This is a genomic window from Rhodopseudomonas sp. BR0M22, from assembly GCF_010907035.1.
In the GTDB taxonomy this organism is placed as follows: Bacteria; Pseudomonadota; Alphaproteobacteria; order Rhizobiales; family Xanthobacteraceae; genus Rhodopseudomonas.
In genome coordinates this window covers 35,595-53,858 of sequence record NZ_QUMK01000036.1, presented here as the reverse complement: position 1 = coordinate 53,858, position 18,264 = coordinate 35,595, and the positions used below count along the sequence as shown (strand labels likewise).

Genomic DNA, 18,264 nt, shown 5'->3' with positions numbered 1-18,264 from the left:
GTGATGAGGCTGGTATCGGTCGCGATCATGCCGAGTATCCGCGGCGGCGCCACAACGGCAGCGCGCCCCCTCGCCCCGCTGTTGCGGGGAGAGGGTTGGGGTGAGGGGCGACGCGGGGCGCAGGCTCTCTGCTCTGCGGAAGCGCCCCCTCACCCCATCGGCATCGCTGCGCGACGCCGATCGACCTCTCCCCGCGCGCGGGGAGAGGTGAAGAGAGGCGCGCGTGGGTATGCCGAAACTGATGAGTCAAAAGCCGTCCTACAGCGCCATCTGCCGGCTGATCTCTGCGGGGTCGAGGCTGGCGCGGTCGCAGGTGTATTTAACTGCGCCGCGATCCATCACCGCGAAATTGTCGCCGAGTTCGCAGGCGAAATCGAGATACTGTTCGACCAGCACAATGGCGATGTTGCCGAGATTGCGCAAATACGAAATCGCCCGGCCGATGTCCTTGATGATCGACGGCTGAATGCCTTCGGTCGGCTCGTCGAGCAGCAGCAGCTTCGGCCGCATCACCAGCGCGCGGCCGATCGCGAGTTGCTGCTGCTGACCGCCCGAAAGGTCTCCGCCGCGGCGGCCGAGCATCGAGTTCAGCACCGGAAACAGCGAGAACACATCGTCGGGGATCGACTTATCGGCGCGCTTCAGCGGCGCGTAGCCGGTCTTGAGATTTTCTTCCACCGTCAGCAGCGGAAAGATCTCACGCCCCTGCGGCACCAGCGAGATGCCGCGTCGCGCCCTCTCATACGGCTTCAGATGCGAGATGTCGGTGCCGTCGAAGGTGATCGCGCCGGACGCAATCGGTTGCTGTCCCACCAGCGCACGCAGCAGGCTGGTCTTGCCGACGCCGTTGCGGCCGAGCACGCAGGTCACCTTCCCCGGCTCCGCCGCGATCGACACGCCCCGGAGCGCCTGCGCCGCGCCGTAGTAGAGATTGATGTTGTCGACGGTGAGCATGGGCTCGTCCTCAATATGTAGGTTCAGCAAGAGCCGGCGTACTTTGCCCGGCCGTCATCCCGCCCACAGTCGTCATCCCCCGCGCATGCGGGGGATCCAGTACGCCGCAGCGCTGCGGTGAACACGCGGCTCCCTGGAATACTGGGTCGCCCGCCTGCGCGGGCGATGACGGTGCAGCGTGGGGAGACGGCGCGAGAAACAACCCAGCAAGAATCATCCTCACCGCCCTAGATACACTTCGACGACGCGCTCGTTCGCCGAGACGTCGTCGATCGTCCCCTCGGCCAGCACGGTGCCTTCGTGCAGGCAGGTCACCTTGACGCCGAGTTCGCGCACGAAGGTCATGTCGTGCTCGACTACCATCACGGTCTTGTCGTGGCTGTTGATCTCGCGCAGCAGCTCTGCGGTCTGCTGGGTCTCGACGTCCGTCATGCCGGCGACCGGTTCGTCGACCAGCAGCACCTTTGGGTCCTGCGCCAGCAGCATGCCGATCTCCAGCCACTGCTTCTGGCCGTGCGACAGCGAGCCGGCGAGCCGGTCGCGGGCGTCGCGCAAGCGGATGATGTCGAGCACGCGCTCGATCCGCTCGCTCTCGTCGTTGCTCCGCCGCCAGAACAGCGTGCCGCGGACGCTGTGATCGACGTTGAGCGCCAGCAACAGATTGTCCTCGATGGTCTGGCTTTCGAACACCGTCGGCTTCTGGAATTTGCGGCCGATGCCGAGCTTGGCGATCTCGGTCTCGTCGAGCTTGGTGAGGTCGACGGTGCCGTCGAACACCACCTCGCCTTTGTCCGGCTTGGTCTTGCCGGTGATGATATCCATCATCGTGGTCTTGCCGGCGCCGTTGGGGCCGATGATCGCCCGCATCTCACCGGGCTCCAGCGTCAGCGACAGGTTGTTGATGGCGTGGAAGCCGTCGAACGAGACGTGGACACCGTCGAGATACAGCATCGCCGAGGTCGAGCGGGTTTCGAGCATGCTCATGACGTCACTCCGCCGGCTTCGGTTGGATCACGCCGTCTTCCCGCGCCGCGCTGTCGGCGGCGTCGGTCGGCGGCGGCTTGTGCGAGTCCAGCCACGCATTGACGGTGCCGACGATGCCTTTCGGCAGCAGCAGCGTCACCGCCACGAACAGCGCGCCGAGCATGAACAGCCAATACGGCGCCAGCGGCCCCGAGGTGAACACGGTCTTGGCGTAGTTGACGACGATCGCACCCAGCGCGGCGCCGACCAGCGTGCCGCGGCCACCGACCGCGACCCAGATCACCGCCTCGATCGAGTTGGCCGGGGCGAATTCGCTCGGATTGATGATGCCGACCTGCGGCACGTACAGCGCGCCCGCGACGCCGGCCATGCAGGCCGACAGCGTGAACACGAACAGCTTGTAGGATTCGACCCGGTAGCCGAGGAACCGGGTGCGGCTTTCGGCATCGCGGATCGCGATCAGCACCTTGCCGAGCTTGGAGGTGACGACCGCCCGGCAGATCAGGAAGCCGATCGCCAGCGCCAGACAGCTCAGCAGGAACAGCGCCGCGCGGGTGCCGTCGGACTGGATATTGAAGCCGAGGATGTCCTTGAAGTCGGTCAGGCCGTTGTTGCCGCCGAAGCCGAAATCGTTGCGGAAGAACGCCAGCAGCAGCGCGTAGGTCATCGCTTGCGTAATGATCGACAGATACACGCCGGTGACGCGCGAACGGAACGCCAGCCAGCCGAAGCAGAAGGCGAGCAGGCCCGGCACCAGCAGCACCATCACGGCCGCGAACCAGAACATGTCGAAGCCGTACCAGTACCACGGCAGTTCCTTCCAGTTCAGGAACACCATGAAGTCCGGCAGCACCGGATTGCCATAGACGCCGCGGCTGCCGATCTGGCGCATCAGATACATGCCCATCGCGTAGCCGCCGAGCGCGAAGAACGCACCGTGGCCGAGCGAGAGGATGCCGCAATAGCCCCAGATCAGGTCGATCGACAACGCCAGGATGGCGTAGCAGACATATTTGCCGAACAGCGAGATCAGATAGGTCGGCACATGCAGCGCCGAGGATTCCGGCGTCAGCAGATTGAGCAGCGGCAGCAGGACTCCAAGCGCGGCAAGCACCACCAGAAACAGCGCCGCGCCGCGATCGAGCGAACGGGTGAGGATGTGCGGGGTCATCGGCATTCACCCCAGGTACGTGCTCCCCTCGCCCTTGCGGGGAGGGGTCGGGGGTGGGGGTCCACAAGCACTGAGCTTGTGGCAAGAGCCCTCACCCCAGCCCTCTCCCGCAAGCGGGAGAGGGAGTCAGGCTGCGACGCGCAGCAGATGCTGTGCATTCCAATCATCCTCATGCCTCCACCGCCCGGCCCTTCAGCGCAAACAGACCGCGCGGGCGCTTCTGGATGAACAGGATGATCAGCACCAGGATCGCGATCTTGCCGAGCACCGCGCCGGCGAACGGCTCCAGGAACTTGTTGGCGATGCCGAGCGAGAACGCGCCGACCAGCGTGCCCCACAGATTGCCGACGCCGCCGAACACCACCACCATGAAGCTGTCGATGATGTAGCTCTGGCCGAGGTTCGGCGAGACGTTGTCGATCTGCGACAGCGCCACGCCGGCAATGCCGGCGATGCCGGAGCCGAGGCCGAAGGTCAGGGCGTCGACCCGCGAGGTCGCGATCCCCATCGACGCCGCCATCCGGCGGTTCTGCGTCACCGCGCGCATTTCCAGGCCGAGCGAGGTGTAGCGCAGCATCGCCAGCAGCAGCGCGAACACCGCGAGCGTGAAGCACAGAATCCAGAGGCGGTTGTAGGTGATGGTGATCTGGCCGATGTCGAACGCGCCGCTCATCCAGCTCGGATTGCCGACTTCGCGGTTGTTAGCGCCGAAGATGGTGCGCACCGCCTGCTGCAGCAGCAGCGAAATGCCCCAGGTGGCAAGCAGCGTCTCCAACGGACGGCCGTAAAGAAACCGGATCACGCTGCGCTCGATCAGCACGCCGATCGCGCCGGCAACCAGGAACGCCAGCGGCACGGCGATCAGCAGCGAATAATCGAACAGCGCCGGATAATGGGTGCGGATTGCCTCCTGCACCACGAAGGTGGTGTAGGCCCCGAGCATCACCATTTCGCCGTGCGCCATGTTGATGACGCCCATCACCCCGAAGGTGATGGCGAGGCCGATCGCGGCGAGCAGCAGCACCGAACCGAGCGACAGCCCGTACCAGCCGTTCTGCACCAGCGACCAGATCGCCAGGCTCCGCTCGATCGACGCTTTGGCGCCGGCTACGGCATTGGTGACAGCGGCGCTCTGCTCTGTCGGCATCGCCGTGAGCAGAGCCAACGCGTCCTGATCGCCCCGCGCCTTCATCACCGCAATAGCGTCCAGCTTGGCCGGATCGGCGGCGTCGGACTTGAACAGCAGAATCGCGGCGCGGGCCTCGGCGAAGGCCTGCTTGGCGGCCGCGTTCTTCTCGGCCTTCAGAGCGGCCTCGACGGTCGGCAGCATGGTCTCGTCGTGGCTCTTGAACACCTGCTGCGCGGCCTGAACTCGTTTATCGAGATCGGGCGACAGCAGCGTCAGACCGGCCATCGCGGCCTCGACGGTGCGCCGCAGCTTGTTGTTGAGGCGGACCTTGCTGGCATTGTCCGGCAGCGCGGCGACCGCTTCGCCGGTGGCTGCGTTGCTGATCTTGCCATCGGCGGCCTGGATGAACACCAGCTTGGTGTCTTCGTCCTTGTAAAGGCGGCCGTCCTGCAGCGCGGTGATGATGTCCGCGGCGCGCGGATTGCCGGATGCGACCAGCTTGCCGACTGCCTCCTCGGAATCGGCGAAGGAGCCCTCGGCGAATTGCGCCACGGCGTCCTCATAGGGACCTGCGAACGCCGGCGGCGTTGCGGCGGCGACCCACGCGATCGCCATGGCGGCGAACAGCAGGCGCGACAGATGGATCAATGACACTGAATTATCCCGGCAAGGATGAACGAGGTCGTCGTCGAGGAGAACCGGGCGGCGACAGCGCCGCCCGGTCGATTGCAACTGGTGGGCAGGAGATCAGGTGCCCTGACCGCCGCACTTCTTGGTGACGGTGTTGTAGTTGCCGCACTTCAGCTTGACCCAGTCGGCTTCGAGGTCCTTCGAACCCGGCAGATAGTCGGACCAGGCGTCGCCCGGCACCAGCTTGGCCTTCTTCGGATCGTCCGGCGACACGACGTTGAACTGGCCGTCGGCCTGGATTTCGCCGATAAACACCGGCTTGGTGATGTGGTGGTTCGGCAGCATTTCCGAGGTACCGCCGGTCAGGTTGGCCTGCTTGATGCCGGGCAGCGCTTCGATCACCTTGTCCGGATCGAACGACTTGGCCTTCTCGACCGCCTTCACCCACATGTTGAAGCCGATGTAATGGGCTTCCATCGGGTCGTTGGTGGTGCGCTTCGGGTTCTTGGTGAACGCGTGCCAGTCCTTGATGAACTTCTCGTTCTCCGGGGTCTTGATCGACTCGAAGTAGTTCCAGGCGGCGAGATGGCCGACCAGCGGCTTGGTGTCGATGCCGGCGAGCTCTTCTTCACCGACCGAGAACGCCACCACCGGGATGTCGGTGGCCTTGATGCCCTGGTTGCCGAGTTCCTTGTAGAACGGCACGTTGGCGTCGCCGTTGATGGTCGAGACCACCGCCGTCTTCTTGCCGGCCGAGCCGAAGGTCTTGATCTTGGAAACTTCGGTCTGCCAGTCGGAGAACCCGAACGGGGTGTAGTTGACCATGATGTCTTCGGGGGCGACGCCCTTCGACTTCAGGTAAGCTTCGAGGATCTTGTTGGTGGTGCGGGGATAGACGTAGTCGGTGCCTTCCAGCACCCAGCGCTTCACCTTTTCTTCCTTCATCAGGTAGTCGACCGCCGGGATCGCCTGCTGGTTCGGGGCGGCGCCGGTGTAGAACACGTTGCGCTCGCTCTCCTCGCCTTCGTACTGCACCGGATAGAACAGGATCGAGTTCAACTCCTTGAATACCGGCAGCACCGACTTGCGCGACACCGAGGTCCAGCACCCGAACACCACCGAAACCTTGTCCTTGGTGATCAGCTCGCGCGCCTTCTCGGCGAACAGCGGCCAATTCGAGGCGGGGTCGACGACGACGGCCTCGAGCTTCTTGCCGAGCACGCCGCCCTTCTTGTTCTGCTCGTCGATCAGCATCAGCATCACGTCTTTGAGCGTCGTTTCGCTGATCGCCATGGTGCCCGACAGCGAATGCAGAATGCCGACCTTGATGGTGTCGTCAGCCGCCCGCGCCGGACCGAATGCCGACAGACCGAGAACCAGGCCGGCCGCCGCAGCCAGCCATTTGCGGCGGCTGATCGGCGTCGCTCCAAGACGCTTTGTTTCAATACGCATGAGGTGTCATCTCCCTGACGCAGACATGATGCGCGGCCCCAACGGCCATCTGCAGCAGGAAAGGATCGCAAGAAGCATGCCATCCAACCCGATGCTGGTAAGGCTATGATCCAACGGATTAATTCGTCATCGCCGGGGGATTGCAAATGACGCATCCGCCCACGAACAAGGCAGGCGCATTGATCGCAACGTAGCCAAATAGCCCACAACGTAGGCAAATGGGCGTTCGTTGACTAATTGTTGCACTTTTCGTCCACCGACGGAGCGATCCTGCGCAGGATCTGCAATTCGACCTTGAAAGCAGTGCAGCGATGTTCCATATGACTGAGAGAGACCTAGAGAATCATCAGGTCGTTGCGAGCCGCGTGTTCTGATCCCGCGTTCTGTCCCGAACAGCGGTTTCTGGTTCGCCTTTCATCCGATAATAGCCGACGTTCCGGACACGCGAGCGTCTCAAAGTTGCCAAGCGCTCCCGGCGGGCTCCGTCGGGCGTTTGCTTTCATGATGGAAAGAACCAACCTTTTGACCTCCTTTCAGGAATTCGGTCTCGCCGATCCCATCTCTCGCGCCCTCAAAGAAGAAAATTACCACACCCCGACGCCGATCCAGGCGCAGACCATTCCGCTGGCGCTCGCCGGGCGTGACGTCGTCGGCATCGCCCAGACCGGCACCGGCAAGACCGCATCGTTCGCGCTGCCGATCCTGCATCGCCTGCTGGAGAACCGCATCAAGCCGGCCTCCAAGACCTGCCGCGTTCTGGTGCTGAGCCCGACCCGCGAACTGTCCGGCCAGATCCTCGACAGCTTCAACGCCTATGGCCGCCACATCCACCTCAGCGCCGCGCTGGCGATCGGCGGCGTGCCGATGGGCCGGCAGGTGCGCTCGCTGATGGGCGGCGTCGACGTTCTGGTCGCCACCCCCGGCCGTCTGCTCGATCTGGTTCAGGGCAACGCGCTGAAGCTGACCCAGGTCGAATTCCTGGTGCTGGACGAAGCCGACCGCATGCTCGACATGGGCTTCATCAACGACATCCGCAAAATCGTCGCCAAGCTGCCGATCAAGCGGCAGACGCTGTTCTTCTCGGCCACCATGCCGAAGGACATTGCCGAGCTCGCCGAGCACATGCTGCGCGATCCGGCCCGGGTGGCCGTGACGCCGGTGTCGTCGACCGTCGAGCGCATCAACCAGCGGGTGATCCAGCTCGACCACTCCGCCAAGCCGGCGGTGCTCGCCCAACTCCTCAAGGACGAGAACATCAACCAGGCGCTGGTGTTCACGCGCACCAAGCACGGTGCCGACAAGGTCGTGAAGGGCCTCGCCCGCGCCGGCATTACGGCGGACGCGATTCACGGCAACAAGTCGCAGAACTATCGGGAGCGGGTGCTCGCGGCATTCCGCACCGGCGAGCTGCGCACCCTGGTCGCCACCGACATTGCCGCCCGCGGCATCGATGTCGACGGGGTGTCGCATGTGGTCAACTTCGACCTGCCGAACATCCCCGAGACTTATGTCCACCGCATCGGCCGCACCGCGCGGGCGGGTGCCGAAGGTACTGCAATCTCGTTGTGCGCCGGCGAAGAAATGGCGTATCTGCGCGACATCGAAAAGCTGATCAAGGTGTCGCTCCCGAAGGAAGATCGCCGCACGCCAGGCGCCCATGCCAACCCGACCCCGCCTCCGCATCGCGGACAGCGCTCGGCGACGCATGCACATCCGGCCCGCAATGGCGACGCTGCGCCCAGCAGCAAAGGCCCGCGCCGTCGGCGGCGTGGCCCTCCCGCTGGGCCTGCTCGCTCAGATGGCAACCGCCACGACGCAGCGCCGCGACCGCAGCACGGCGGTAACGGTGAGGGTCTGCAGGGCGTGGCGTTTCTGCAGCGCAAAAACCGTCCGGCGCAGCCGACCGCTCAGCACCGACCGCATCGCTAACGTTAAGCCGATCTGGAGATCCCAATGGCTAAAGAAGAGCTTATCCAGTTCGAAGGACTGGTGACCGAAATTCTCCCCGATGCGCGCTATCGCGTGCAGCTCGACACCGGCCACGAAATCGTCGCCTACACCGCCGGCAAGATGAAGAAGAATCGCATCAAGACCTTGGCGGGCGACCGGGTGACCGTCGAGATGTCGCCCTACGATCTGGAAAAGGGCCGGTTGATCTTCCGCCACAAGGACGAGCGCCCCGGTGGCCCGCCGCGCAGCGGCCCGCCGCGCGGCCAGTTCCGCCGCCGCTGACCGAACGCTCGGCAACGACAACGGCGCTCTACCGATCCCGGCAGAGCGCCGAAGCCACACCCGATCCGGAACTTGTGTGCCTTAAAAAATCGCGCATGCCAGGATTGTTTTGAGGGCAGGCTTCGCATAATATCTGTTAATCGATTTTCGGCCGGACGACATTAGCTATCCACCGGTACAGCCGGTTCAGAACGCTGACGACCCTTCCAAAAATTCGATCTCACCAGCCCACCTGAGACAACGTGGGTATCGACCGTGTCTATATTGAGAAGGGACTACCACCCGTGAGCATGGGAACCGTGAAGTGGTTCAACGCGACCAAAGGCTACGGCTTCATCCAGCCGGATGATGGCGGCAACGACGTGTTCGTGCACATCAGCGCTGTCGAGCGTGCCGGTCTCGGCACCCTGCGCGAGGGCCAGAAGATCAGCTACGAGATCGTTGCCGATCGCCGCTCTGGCAAGTCGTCGGCCGACAATCTGCGCGCCGCAAGCTGAGCAGATTTCGGATCTGAATCGAACGAGGCCGCGCCAACAGCGCGGCCTCGTTTTTTTGTGGCGCGTTGCCCCGCCGACGACAGAGCCGATGCCTTCAAGGACAAGCAGCAGCTTGCGGATAGCTGACGCATTTGGTCTGCCGCGGCCGCGTGTAGGACGTATCGCTCAGGGTGACCCCCGCCTTCGGCAGCAGATACGCAACTGCCGGCTGATACGGATAGCTGAACTCACTGAAAATCAGGAACGTATCCGGGACCTTGAGTCCATCCGGAATGGAAATCGTATCGCCCGCGCCGTGAGGTGAGGCTGCGAGCGAGGCTGAAGCGCTGCTTCCGCTCTGCGTCACGCTCCCCGACTTGCTCCAAAGCACCTTGGCAATCTTGTTTTTGTCGACGTAGATCTGAGTGATCGTCGCCCTCGCGCTGTTGGCCTGATATGGTGTCAGCACCCCATAGCTGGCAGCGAACACGTTCTTCATGTCGCTGTCAGTGACGCTGCTGGCCTGCGACACCAGGTCGGACAGTGTCCGCGCGACCAGTGTCACCTTGCGGTCCGCCGCTATTCCCGAAGTAATTTCCACTGTCGCAAGCAGCATCAGCAGCATCAACGGCAAGATGACCACGAACTCGGTGGCCGCCACGCCGCGCTGATCGGTGCGCAGCCGCAAGCCCAAAAGACGCAAGCGGCGCAGATACTCGGTCGAAGGATGCATCGCAGGCTCGCTCACGGCTCGTTCCGGAAGGCGGTTGTGGCCATCAGCAGGCGATTTCCATTGGCGAGGTTCGACGGATTGAACCCCAGCCCCGCGACGAACAGCGGCCATTGATAGAACACCCGCACCACGATGATGTCGCCCGGCCCGCCAATGTCGTACTTCATGTTGTCGACAAAGTTCTTGTCCTTGTCGATCGGAGTGACGAGGCTGACGCTGCTGAAATCGCTGCCGTAGTTCTCCACATCCACATAGATGCCGTCGCAACTGAACAGCGCCTTGACCCGGTTGCAGACCTCGTTCTTGAAGTCCGCCTGCTTCATCGAGCTGTCTTGCGCCTGCCTGGTCAGGATCAGTCTCGACGAGTCCTGTACGGCGGTCTCCAGGACTTGGCCCGCGAAGAAGATCAACCCCACCTCGATGATCGCGAACAGCATCGCGAAAAACATCGGAGCCACCAACGCGAATTCGACCGCGGCGGAGCCTCGCCGGTTGCGGCGAAATCTGCGCGCCAATGCCAGCGCCGGTGAGATCATGGAGGGCATAGATCCGCAGTCCTCTTCGGTCGGGCCACCTCGTAACTTCGGAAACTAATCTCAACACATTGTGGAAGTGTTTCGCTGGATCGAAACAAAATGCCGAACGCCATTAAGCGCGCGTCAACCATGTTGCGCGACGCGATGGACTCGACAGCCCCGAATTGTCGATCAATTCGTCCTGGAAGCGCCTGACACGCCGCTCGCTTGCTCGTTGAGCTTTCCGGTCTGGTCCATCGTCGATTTGAAGTAAGCCTCGGAATCGCCCAGCGTCATCCGGCGCTCGCAGATCGGTGCGCAGCTGTAAGACTCCCGGTTAGTGCCGCGATAGACGGTCACCACCTTGTCCGACGGACCTTCGACCTGAATCAGGCGATCGGTGACGACCGCTCCTTTTCGATCCATTGCAATGACGTTTGTAGCGCCATAGCCCTTCCCGGTGATGACCACCATGCCGCCGGGCTGCAGGCTGACGTCGGCAATCAGGGGATTGCCGACCACGATCGTCGCAACGTCCTGCGGCAGCTTGACCAGCTTGGCCTGGTCGACGCTGACGGAGATCGAATCTTCGGTGCCCGCGCCCGCCGGTGCGGAGCAGAGGCCGAACAACAGCGACGGAACGAACAATGTGGCGCCGATGCGGCGCGCGAAGCGAAACGACGACATACTCGACTCCGGGACGTTTACGAGCCGGCCTAAGCGATACGCAGCGGTGCCGGCGCCCGACGGCGCCAACGTGACGTCAATTGATGAACGAACCGCAAACCTGATCCCTCGCCTTCGAGCCAATCCGTCCGATTTTGAAGCAGCCGACGCGCAGCCCACCCCGCACCCCGGTATTGAAGCACTGACGTGCGATGCGAACACCGCGCAATTACTTCAAATTAACAGCGCATTTACCCTCGGCGAGAAGGTCCGCGGAAACGATCGATGCACCCGTTTTTACGCAATCGAATTAACTGCACTGCAATTTCCCGCTCATAGGTTCAACGCCATGGTCACGGTGCTGAGAACGCCGGCAAGACCAGACAGAGTTCGACAGCCACTGTGTACATGGAGCTACCCGATGAAGAACATCGTTGCGCGTTTCATCAAGGACGAATCCGGTGCCACCGCCATTGAATACGGCCTGATCGCCGCCGGCATCGCGCTGGTGATCATCACCGTCGTGCAGACGATCGGCACCACGCTGAACACGAAGTTTACGACTCTGAGCACCGACCTCGCCAAGTAAGCGCCGGGCGTGATCGACCAATCAAGGCCCCGGCGCTTCCGGGGCCTTTTTTGGTCGCGGTTGCCGGCTCTGCCGGCATGAAAGGTTACCCGCAGTGCACCAATTGAATCGAATTGGCAGAGCAGCGACAGAGAACACGGAAGTCCCATCGCGGGAGATCGCGATGCTTCAGGTCGTCTGCGCGGCGCTGGGCCTTTCGATGGTCGCCGTTATCCTGCGCATCGTCACGCTGTGGTGAGCCGTTCGAACGCGTTTTCTGATCGTTCACCTCCGGCCCGCTAGGATTGCATCCGCCGCGGTGCGAACCGCGCCCGAACCGGCAAGGCACGCTCATGATCGCTGACATTCTGCGCATCTCATTGTTTCCCGCGCTCATGGCGTTTGCTGCGGTCAGCGACATGTTGACCATGACGATTTCGAACCGGGTATCGCTCCTGCTGATCGCCGGCTTCGTGCTACTGGCGCCGTTCAGCGGATTCAGTGCCTACGACATTCTCGCGCATCTCGGCGCCGGCGCCACGGTCCTGGCGGTCGCCTTCACCTGCTTCGCAATGGGATGGATCGGCGGCGGCGACGCAAAAGTCGCTGCGGCCGCCGCGTTGTGGTTCGGGTTCGAGCATCTGCTCGACTATCTACTTTACACATCGCTGTTCGGCGGTGCGCTCACCCTCTTCATCCTGACGTTTCGGCAATGGCCGGTCCCCTATCCGCTGGTCGGACAGAGTTGGTTGCTGCGGCTCCATGATCGCGAAACGGGCATTCCGTATGGGATCGCGCTCGCCACCGGCGCACTGATGATCTATCCGCAAACCGAGTGGATCAGAGGGATCGATCTCGCCCGCCTCGCGCTGGGGTGACGGGTCAGGAACCTTCCGTTAACGCGATTTAGATACGCCTCATTAACCATGCTTTGACGAATAGCTGCTCAACTCGCCTCACTGCGGCGGGTGCGCCGCCCGTGTCATCTGGAAAGTGAAGCGTATGAATACCGCGCGCATTGTCGTCCTGACCATCGCTGTCGGTGCCGGCGGCGTCGCTGCTTACCTGGCGAGCAATTCGGGGCCGCAGCCGGCCGCCCCAGCCAAGCCGGTAGCCCAATTGCCGACCGTCGACGTCCTGGTCGCCAAGAACGACATTCCGCTCGGTCAGGCCGTCACGCCCGGCGATCTTGAATGGCAGACCTGGCCGTCGGCGACCGCGAGTTCGAAGTTCATCCGCCGAAACGAACAGCCGAACGCAACGTCCGACATCGTCGGCTCGGTTGTGCGCTCGCCGTTCATCGCCGGCGAGCCGATCCGCGAGCAGAAGCTGGTGAAGGCCAATGGCTCCGGCTTCATGGCGGCGATCCTGCCAACCGGCACGCGCGCAGTGTCGACCGAAATTTCTCCGGAAACCGGCGCGGGCGGCTTCATCCTGCCGAACGACCGGGTCGACGTGATCCTGTCCAAACGCGGCAGAAATTCAGACCAGTCGAGCAGCGATCAGGTCAGCTCTGAGATCATTCTCAGCAACATCCGTGTTCTGGCGATCGACCAGACCATCGAGGAAAAGAACGGCCAGAAGGTCGTGGTCGGCAAGACCGCGACTCTGGAATTGAAGCCGGAGCAGGCCGAGTACCTTGCGCGCGCACGCCAGAGCGGAACGCTGTCCCTGGCGCTGCGCAGCCTTGCCGATGCGAGCGAGCCGGCCTCCACCGAGACCTCCGCCAAGAGCAACACCGTCAACGTGGTTCGCTACGGCGTCACCACGCAGACGTCGTCGCAGAAATGACCCGAGGACGGACATGACCCGTGAAACCGGCCCCCGCCCGATCCGGCCTCTGAAACGCACAGCGCTGGCGCTATCTGCCGCTGCGATCATCACATTGTTTCCGAGCTTGACCGCCGTTCATGCCCGCGACTACCGCGCGGCGCCGGTGGCAGCCGCGAGCTCCGGCTTGAACGCACAGTCGATCGCGCTCGGTATCGGCAAGTCGATGGTGATCGACCTTCCGCGCGACATCAAGGACGTGCTGGTCGCAGATCCGAAGATCGCAAATGCCGTGATCCGGTCGGCGCAGCGTGCCTATATCATCGGCGCCTCGGTCGGCCAGACCAACATCGTTTTCTTCGATTCCAGCGGCCAACAGATCGCCGCCTACGACATCGCCGTGACCCGGGATCTCAACGGCATTCGCGCCGCCCTCAAGCAATCGATCGCCAACGGCGATGTTCACGTCGAGGGGCTCGGTGACGGCGTGATGCTGACCGGCTGGGTCGGTTCGCCGATCGAGGCGCAGCAGGCTTTCGATCTGGCCGCGCGTCTCGTCGGCGACGACAAGAAGGTCGTGAACAACATCGCCGTTCGCGGACGCGACCAGGTGATGCTGAAGATCACGGTCGCCGAGGTGCAGCGCGACATCGTCAAACAACTCGGCGTCGACCTCAGTGCCAACTTGGCCTACGGCACCGCCGTCGTGAATTTCAACAACACCAACCCGTTCTCCCAGTCGGGTGCTCCGCTGGTGGCCAACAACGCGCTGACGACCAAATTTGGATCGCTGCCGTCGGTCACCGCGACGTTGCGAGCGATGGAGAGCGCCGGCGTGGTGCGCACCCTCGCAGAACCGAACCTGACCGCGATCTCGGGCGAGCCGGCGACGTTCCTGGCCGGCGGCGAATTCCCGGTGCCGAGCGGCGTGACCTGCACCAACGGCGTCTGCACCCCGTCGGTTACGTTCAAGAAGTTCGGTATCCTGCTCAACTTCACCCCGGTGGTGATGACCGCGGGGCGGATCAGCCTCAAGGTGATGACCGAGGTCTCGGAAGTCTCGAGCGACAACTCGGTCGTCATCAACAGCCTCTCGGTCCCGTCGATCAAGACCCGTCGGGTCGAAAGCACGGTTGAAATCCCTTCGGGCGGCTCGCTGGCGATGGCCGGCTTGATTCAGGAGCAGACCAAGCAGGCGATCAACGGCATGCCCGGCGCATCACAAATTCCGGTGCTGGGCACGCTGTTCCGCAGCCGCGACTACATCAACCGCCAGACCGAGCTGATGGTTCTGGTGACCCCCTATGTGGTTCGCGCGGTGGCACAAAAGGATCTGTCGCGGCCCGACGATGGCTTCGCCGATGCCTCCGATCCGCAGTCGGATCTGCTCGGCAGTATCAACAAGCTCTATGGCGTCCCCGGTCGCACCGAGCCGGCGCGCACCTATCGCGGCCATTTCGGCTTCATCACCGACTAGGCGGAGCGAGGACAGGACAATGACATCCACCACATCCGCCAAAGCGGCACGCGGCCTCGGTCTCGGGGCCGCCTTGATCGGTTTTTCGCTGTCGCTGGGTGCCTGCACCCACACCAGTCGTGAAGTCGAGGTCACGCAGAGCGTCCCGACCGACTATCGGCAGCGCCATCCGATTGCAATCAGAGAGGCTGATCGCACCGTCGAGGTATTCGTCGGCAATGGCCGCGGCGGCCTGACTGCCCCCCAGCGCGCCGACGTGATGGAGCTCGGTCAGACCTGGCTGCGCGAAGGCACCGGGCCGATCATCGCCGAAGTACCGATCGACACGCCGAACGCGCGGGCGGCCGCGGATTCCATTCGGGAGATCCGCTCGCTGCTGACCGCCGGCGGCGTCCCGCCCCGCGGGCTCACCGTCAAGCACTATCGTCCGGCCGATCCGCGGACCTTTGCGACCATTCGCCTGATCTATCCGCGGGTCGCCGCGGTCGCCGGCCCCTGCGGCCTGTGGCCGGAGGATCTCGGCTCGAGCATCAAGAACAAGGGCTACTTCGAAAACCGGCAGTATTGGAACCTGGGGTGTGCCACTCAGCGCAATCTCGCGGCGATGGTCGACAACCCGGCGGATCTGGTTCAGCCGCGCCCCGAGACGCCACCCTACACGGCCCGACGCGTCGTCACCAATGACGCCTACCGGACCACCAAGCCAGACACTTCCGACAAGACCAAGTTGAGCAACGCCGGACAATGATCAGCTACTCCCGCGAGAACCAGGACGAACCGGCCACGATGGCTGTGGCTCCCGCGCCGGAAGAGCACATCGCTCCGGCGCCGCGCGTGTCCGTTCAAGCCTTCTGCGAGTCTGTCGAGACCGCCGCTGCGGTGCAGGCTGCCGGCGAAGACCGCAGGCTCGCCAAAGCCCATCTGAAAATCCAAATGGGCGGCGTCGTCGCGGCGATCGAGGCGTATCGCTCTGCACCGACTCCCAACGTGATTATTCTCGAGACCGACTCGCGCAGCGACGTGCTGGCCGGCCTCGATCAGCTCGCGACCGTATGCGATCCCGGAACCCGGGTGATCGTGATCGGCAAAGTCAACGACGTGACCTTGTATCGCGAATTGGTTCGTCGCGGCGTCAGCGATTACGCGATCGCCCCCGTCCGTCCGATCGACGTGGTGCAGTCGATCTGCAACCTGTTCTCCGCCCCGGAAGCCAAGGCCGTCGGACGGATCATCGCCGTGGTCGGCGCCAAAGGCGGCGTCGGCGCCTCGACCATCGCGCACAACGTGGCATGGGCGATCGCGCGCGATCTGGCGCTGGATTCGGTGGTCGCGGATCTCGATCTGGCATTCGGCACCGCCGGACTCGACTACAATCAGGATCCGCCGCAAGGCATCGCCGAGGCGGTGTTCTCGCCAGAGCGGGTCGATACCGCGTTCGTCGATCGACTGTTGTCGAAATGCACCGACCACCTCAGCCTGCTCGCCGCGCCGGCAACGCTGGATCGCGTCTACGATTTCGGCGTCGATGCATTCGATGCGATTTTCGATACGTTGCGCAGCACTATGCCTTGCATCGTGCTCGATGTTCCGCATCAGTGGACGGGATGGACCAAGCGGGCGCTCACCAACGCCGACGACATCCTGATCGTCGCGACGCCGGACCTCGCCAATCTGCGCAACACCAAGAACCTGATCGACCTGCTGAAGGCGGCGCGGCCGAACGACCGCCCTCCGCTGTACTGCCTGAACCAGGTCGGCGTTCCGAAGCGGCCGGAGATCTCCACCAGCGAGTTCGCCAAGGCGATCGAGAGCCAACCGATCGTTTCGATTCCGTTCGATCCGCCGATGTTCGGAGCCGCCGCCAACAACGGCCAGATGATCGCGGAGATCGCAGCCAACCACAAGACCACCGACATGTTCCTGCAGATCGCCCAGCGATTGACGGGACGCGGGGAGGCCAAGAAGGCAAAAGGCTCATTCCTTGCGCCGCTGCTGGAGAAGCTGCTGGCCAAATGAGCTTGAAGTTGGAGTATCGAGGTGTTTGGTAAGCGCGGACCGGACAACGACGTCAAGGCACCGAAGCCGCTGAGCTTTGCGCCGGAGGCGGGGGTGCGCCCGCCGGAGCCGCGGCCGGTCGTCCCCTCGCCGACGATCGCGCCGGGACGAACGCCCCCGCCGCCCGCGGCGGTGGTCGAGACGCGTCGCTCCGAAAACTACTATCAGGTCAAGGCGACCATCTTCGGGGCGCTGATCGAAGCGATCGACCTCACGCAGCTCGCCAAGCTCGACGGCGAGTCCGCCCGCGAGGAAATCCGCGACATCGTCAACGAAATCATCGCGATCAAGAACATCGTGATGTCGATCGCCGAGCAGGAGGAACTGCTCGACGACATCTGCAACGACGTGCTCGGCTACGGGCCGCTCGAACCGTTGCTGTCGCGCGACGACATCTCCGACATCATGGTCAACGGCTCCGGCACGGTTTATATCGAAGTCGGCGGCCGCATTCAGCGCACCGGCATCCGGTTTCGCGACAATCAGCAACTGCTCAACATCTGCCAGCGCATCGTCAGCCAGGTCGGCCGGCGCGTCGACGAATCCTCACCGATCTGCGACGCTCGTCTCGCCGATGGTTCGCGCGTCAATGCCATCGTGCCGCCGCTGGCGATCGACGGGCCTGCGCTCACCATCCGCAAGTTCAAGAAGGACAAGCTGACGCTCGAGCAGTTGGTCAAGTTCGGTGCGATTTCCTACGAGGGCGCCCAGATCCTGCAGATCATCGGTCGCGTCCGCTGCAACGTGCTGATTTCGGGCGGTACGGGTTCGGGCAAAACCACCCTCCTCAACTGCCTCACCAACTATATCGACGACGACGAACGCATCATCACCTGCGAGGATGCGGCCGAACTGCAACTGCAGCAGCCCCACGTTGTCCGCCTGGAAACCCGACCGCCCAACATCGAGGGAGAAGGCCAGGTCACGATGCGTGACCTCGTCCGCAACTGCCTGCGTATGCGCCCGGAACGGATCATCGTCGGCGAAGTCCGCGGCCCGGAGGCGTTCGACCTGTTGCAGGCGATGAACACCGGCCACGACGGCTCGATGGGCACGCTGCACGCGAACAACCCGCGCGAAGCGCTGTCGCGCTGCGAATCGATGATCACGATGGGAGGCTTCTCGCTGCCCTCGCGCACCATACGCGAGATGATCTGCGCCTCGATCGACGTCATCATCCAGGCGGCGCGCCTGCGCGACGGCTCGCGGCGCATCACCCACATCACCGAGGTGGTGGGGATGGAAGGCGATACGATCATCACCCAGGACATCTTCCTCTACGATATTCTCGGAGAGGACAGCAACGGCCACCTTGTCGGGCGCCACCGATCCACCGGCATCGGTCGTCCGCGGTTCTGGGAGCGCGCCCGCTACTTCGGCGAAGAGCAACGACTCGCCGCGGCGCTCGATGCCGCCGAGGCCGCGGCTTCCGCGTAACAAGGAGACCGGGCG

The 18,264-nt window shown here is 63.5% G+C and carries 18 protein-coding genes; 10 read left to right on the top strand and 8 right to left on the bottom strand.

Features of this window, described 5'->3' with window-relative positions; all coding sequences use genetic code 11:
- Positions 1-258: 258 nt before the first annotated feature.
- The 5 genes from urtE to urtA form a co-directional block, all read right to left on the bottom strand.
- Positions 259-954, bottom strand: coding sequence for an urea ABC transporter ATP-binding subunit UrtE (urtE, locus tag DY468_RS13520; RefSeq protein ID WP_164605319.1), 696 nt, complete (start codon positions 952-954; stop codon positions 259-261).
- A 219-nt stretch (positions 955-1,173) separates the two neighbouring features.
- Positions 1,174-1,938, bottom strand: coding sequence for an urea ABC transporter ATP-binding protein UrtD (gene urtD, locus DY468_RS13515; RefSeq protein ID WP_164605318.1), 765 nt, complete (start codon positions 1,936-1,938; stop codon positions 1,174-1,176).
- Between the two features lie 4 nt (positions 1,939-1,942).
- Entirely contained in the window at positions 1,943-3,109 is a 1,167-nt protein-coding gene (gene urtC / locus DY468_RS13510; protein ID WP_164605317.1) for an urea ABC transporter permease subunit UrtC, read from the bottom strand.
- Between the two features lie 169 nt (positions 3,110-3,278).
- Complete coding sequence (urtB, locus tag DY468_RS13505) at positions 3,279-4,853, bottom strand: urea ABC transporter permease subunit UrtB (protein WP_164605324.1); 1,575 nt, start codon at positions 4,851-4,853, stop codon at positions 3,279-3,281.
- 132 nt (positions 4,854-4,985) lie between these two features.
- Positions 4,986-6,320 (bottom strand): urea ABC transporter substrate-binding protein, encoded by a 1,335-nt coding sequence (gene urtA / locus DY468_RS13500; RefSeq protein WP_164605316.1) that lies wholly within the window; start codon positions 6,318-6,320, stop codon positions 4,986-4,988.
- A gap of 504 nt (positions 6,321-6,824) precedes the next feature.
- Here urtA and DY468_RS13495 point away from each other — a divergent pair.
- The 3 genes from DY468_RS13495 to DY468_RS13485 all read left to right on the top strand — a co-directional run bounded on the left by DY468_RS13495 (position 6,825) and on the right by DY468_RS13485 (position 9,049).
- Complete coding sequence (locus tag DY468_RS13495; protein ID WP_205512296.1) at positions 6,825-8,249, top strand: DEAD/DEAH box helicase; 1,425 nt, start codon at positions 6,825-6,827, stop codon at positions 8,247-8,249.
- Between the two features lie 24 nt (positions 8,250-8,273).
- Positions 8,274-8,552 carry a translation initiation factor IF-1 gene (infA, locus tag DY468_RS13490; RefSeq protein WP_011159210.1) on the top strand — a complete coding sequence of 93 codons (279 nt, stop codon included), beginning with the start codon at positions 8,274-8,276 and terminating at the stop codon, positions 8,550-8,552.
- A gap of 284 nt (positions 8,553-8,836) precedes the next feature.
- On the top strand, positions 8,837-9,049 hold the full coding sequence (locus DY468_RS13485) for a cold-shock protein (RefSeq protein WP_011440687.1): 213 nt from the start codon (positions 8,837-8,839) through the stop codon (positions 9,047-9,049).
- A gap of 94 nt (positions 9,050-9,143) precedes the next feature.
- Here DY468_RS13485 and DY468_RS13480 read toward each other — a convergent pair whose 3' ends face one another.
- The 3 genes from DY468_RS13480 to DY468_RS13470 all read right to left on the bottom strand — a co-directional run bounded on the left by DY468_RS13480 (position 9,144) and on the right by DY468_RS13470 (position 10,963).
- Positions 9,144-9,761: a TadE/TadG family type IV pilus assembly protein gene (locus DY468_RS13480; protein WP_164605323.1), complete on the bottom strand. Its 618-nt coding sequence runs from the start codon at positions 9,759-9,761 to the stop codon at positions 9,144-9,146.
- Between the two features lie 11 nt (positions 9,762-9,772).
- Positions 9,773-10,306 carry a TadE family protein gene (locus tag DY468_RS13475; protein WP_164605314.1) on the bottom strand — a complete coding sequence of 178 codons (534 nt, stop codon included), beginning with the start codon at positions 10,304-10,306 and terminating at the stop codon, positions 9,773-9,775.
- A 162-nt stretch (positions 10,307-10,468) separates the two neighbouring features.
- The gene (locus DY468_RS13470) at positions 10,469-10,963 is read right to left on the bottom strand and encodes a pilus assembly protein N-terminal domain-containing protein (RefSeq protein WP_164605322.1); all 495 of its coding nucleotides are present in this window, start codon (positions 10,961-10,963) and stop codon (positions 10,469-10,471) included.
- Positions 10,964-11,363: 400 nt separating this feature from the next.
- Here DY468_RS13470 and DY468_RS13465 point away from each other — a divergent pair, with 400 nt between their 5' ends.
- The 7 genes from DY468_RS13465 (at position 11,364) to DY468_RS13435 (ending at position 18,249) form a co-directional block, all read left to right on the top strand.
- Positions 11,364-11,531, top strand: a complete 168-nt coding sequence (locus DY468_RS13465; protein WP_164605321.1) for a Flp family type IVb pilin — start codon at positions 11,364-11,366, stop codon at positions 11,529-11,531.
- Between the two features lie 332 nt (positions 11,532-11,863).
- Positions 11,864-12,388, top strand: a complete 525-nt coding sequence (locus DY468_RS13460) for an A24 family peptidase (protein WP_164605313.1) — start codon at positions 11,864-11,866, stop codon at positions 12,386-12,388.
- Positions 12,389-12,512: 124 nt separating this feature from the next.
- Entirely contained in the window at positions 12,513-13,301 is a 789-nt protein-coding gene (gene cpaB / locus DY468_RS13455) for a Flp pilus assembly protein CpaB (protein ID WP_164605312.1), read from the top strand.
- Between the two features lie 13 nt (positions 13,302-13,314).
- On the top strand, positions 13,315-14,757 hold the full coding sequence (locus DY468_RS13450; RefSeq protein WP_164605311.1) for a type II and III secretion system protein family protein: 1,443 nt from the start codon (positions 13,315-13,317) through the stop codon (positions 14,755-14,757).
- A 19-nt stretch (positions 14,758-14,776) separates the two neighbouring features.
- Positions 14,777-15,505 (top strand): CpaD family pilus assembly protein, encoded by a 729-nt coding sequence (locus tag DY468_RS13445; protein WP_164605310.1) that lies wholly within the window; start codon positions 14,777-14,779, stop codon positions 15,503-15,505.
- Positions 15,502-16,773, top strand: a complete 1,272-nt coding sequence (locus DY468_RS13440; RefSeq protein ID WP_164605309.1) for a CpaE/TadZ family protein — start codon at positions 15,502-15,504, stop codon at positions 16,771-16,773. The genes DY468_RS13445 and DY468_RS13440 overlap by 4 nt, the downstream gene beginning before the upstream one ends.
- Before the next feature lie 21 nt (positions 16,774-16,794).
- Positions 16,795-18,249 carry a TadA family conjugal transfer-associated ATPase gene (locus DY468_RS13435; RefSeq protein ID WP_164605308.1) on the top strand — a complete coding sequence of 485 codons (1,455 nt, stop codon included), beginning with the start codon at positions 16,795-16,797 and terminating at the stop codon, positions 18,247-18,249.
- Positions 18,250-18,264 lie beyond the last annotated feature (15 nt).

Excerpts from the sequence above, each read along its gene's own strand:
- urtC (WP_164605317.1), bottom strand. The coding sequence starts at position 3,109 with ATGACCCCGCACATCCTCACCCGTTCGCTCGATCGCGGCGCGGCGCTG.
- infA (WP_011159210.1), top strand. The coding sequence starts at position 8,274 with ATGGCTAAAGAAGAGCTTATCCAGTTCGAAGGACTGGTGACCGAAATT.
- DY468_RS13470 (WP_164605322.1), bottom strand. The coding sequence starts at position 10,963 with ATGTCGTCGTTTCGCTTCGCGCGCCGCATCGGCGCCACATTGTTCGTT.
- DY468_RS13450 (WP_164605311.1), top strand. The coding sequence starts at position 13,315 with ATGACCCGTGAAACCGGCCCCCGCCCGATCCGGCCTCTGAAACGCACA.
- DY468_RS13480 (WP_164605323.1), bottom strand. The coding sequence starts at position 9,761 with ATGCATCCTTCGACCGAGTATCTGCGCCGCTTGCGTCTTTTGGGCTTG.
- urtA (WP_164605316.1), bottom strand. The coding sequence starts at position 6,320 with ATGCGTATTGAAACAAAGCGTCTTGGAGCGACGCCGATCAGCCGCCGC.
- DY468_RS13460 (WP_164605313.1), top strand. The coding sequence starts at position 11,864 with ATGATCGCTGACATTCTGCGCATCTCATTGTTTCCCGCGCTCATGGCG.
- urtD (WP_164605318.1), bottom strand. The coding sequence starts at position 1,938 with ATGAGCATGCTCGAAACCCGCTCGACCTCGGCGATGCTGTATCTCGAC.
- urtE (WP_164605319.1), bottom strand. The coding sequence starts at position 954 with ATGCTCACCGTCGACAACATCAATCTCTACTACGGCGCGGCGCAGGCG.
- DY468_RS13440 (WP_164605309.1), top strand. The coding sequence starts at position 15,502 with ATGATCAGCTACTCCCGCGAGAACCAGGACGAACCGGCCACGATGGCT.
- DY468_RS13495 (WP_205512296.1), top strand. The coding sequence starts at position 6,825 with ATGGAAAGAACCAACCTTTTGACCTCCTTTCAGGAATTCGGTCTCGCC.
- DY468_RS13475 (WP_164605314.1), bottom strand. The coding sequence starts at position 10,306 with ATGCCCTCCATGATCTCACCGGCGCTGGCATTGGCGCGCAGATTTCGC.
- urtB (WP_164605324.1), bottom strand. The coding sequence starts at position 4,853 with ATGGCGATCGCGTGGGTCGCCGCCGCAACGCCGCCGGCGTTCGCAGGT.
- DY468_RS13445 (WP_164605310.1), top strand. The coding sequence starts at position 14,777 with ATGACATCCACCACATCCGCCAAAGCGGCACGCGGCCTCGGTCTCGGG.
- cpaB (WP_164605312.1), top strand. The coding sequence starts at position 12,513 with ATGAATACCGCGCGCATTGTCGTCCTGACCATCGCTGTCGGTGCCGGC.
- DY468_RS13465 (WP_164605321.1), top strand. The coding sequence starts at position 11,364 with ATGAAGAACATCGTTGCGCGTTTCATCAAGGACGAATCCGGTGCCACC.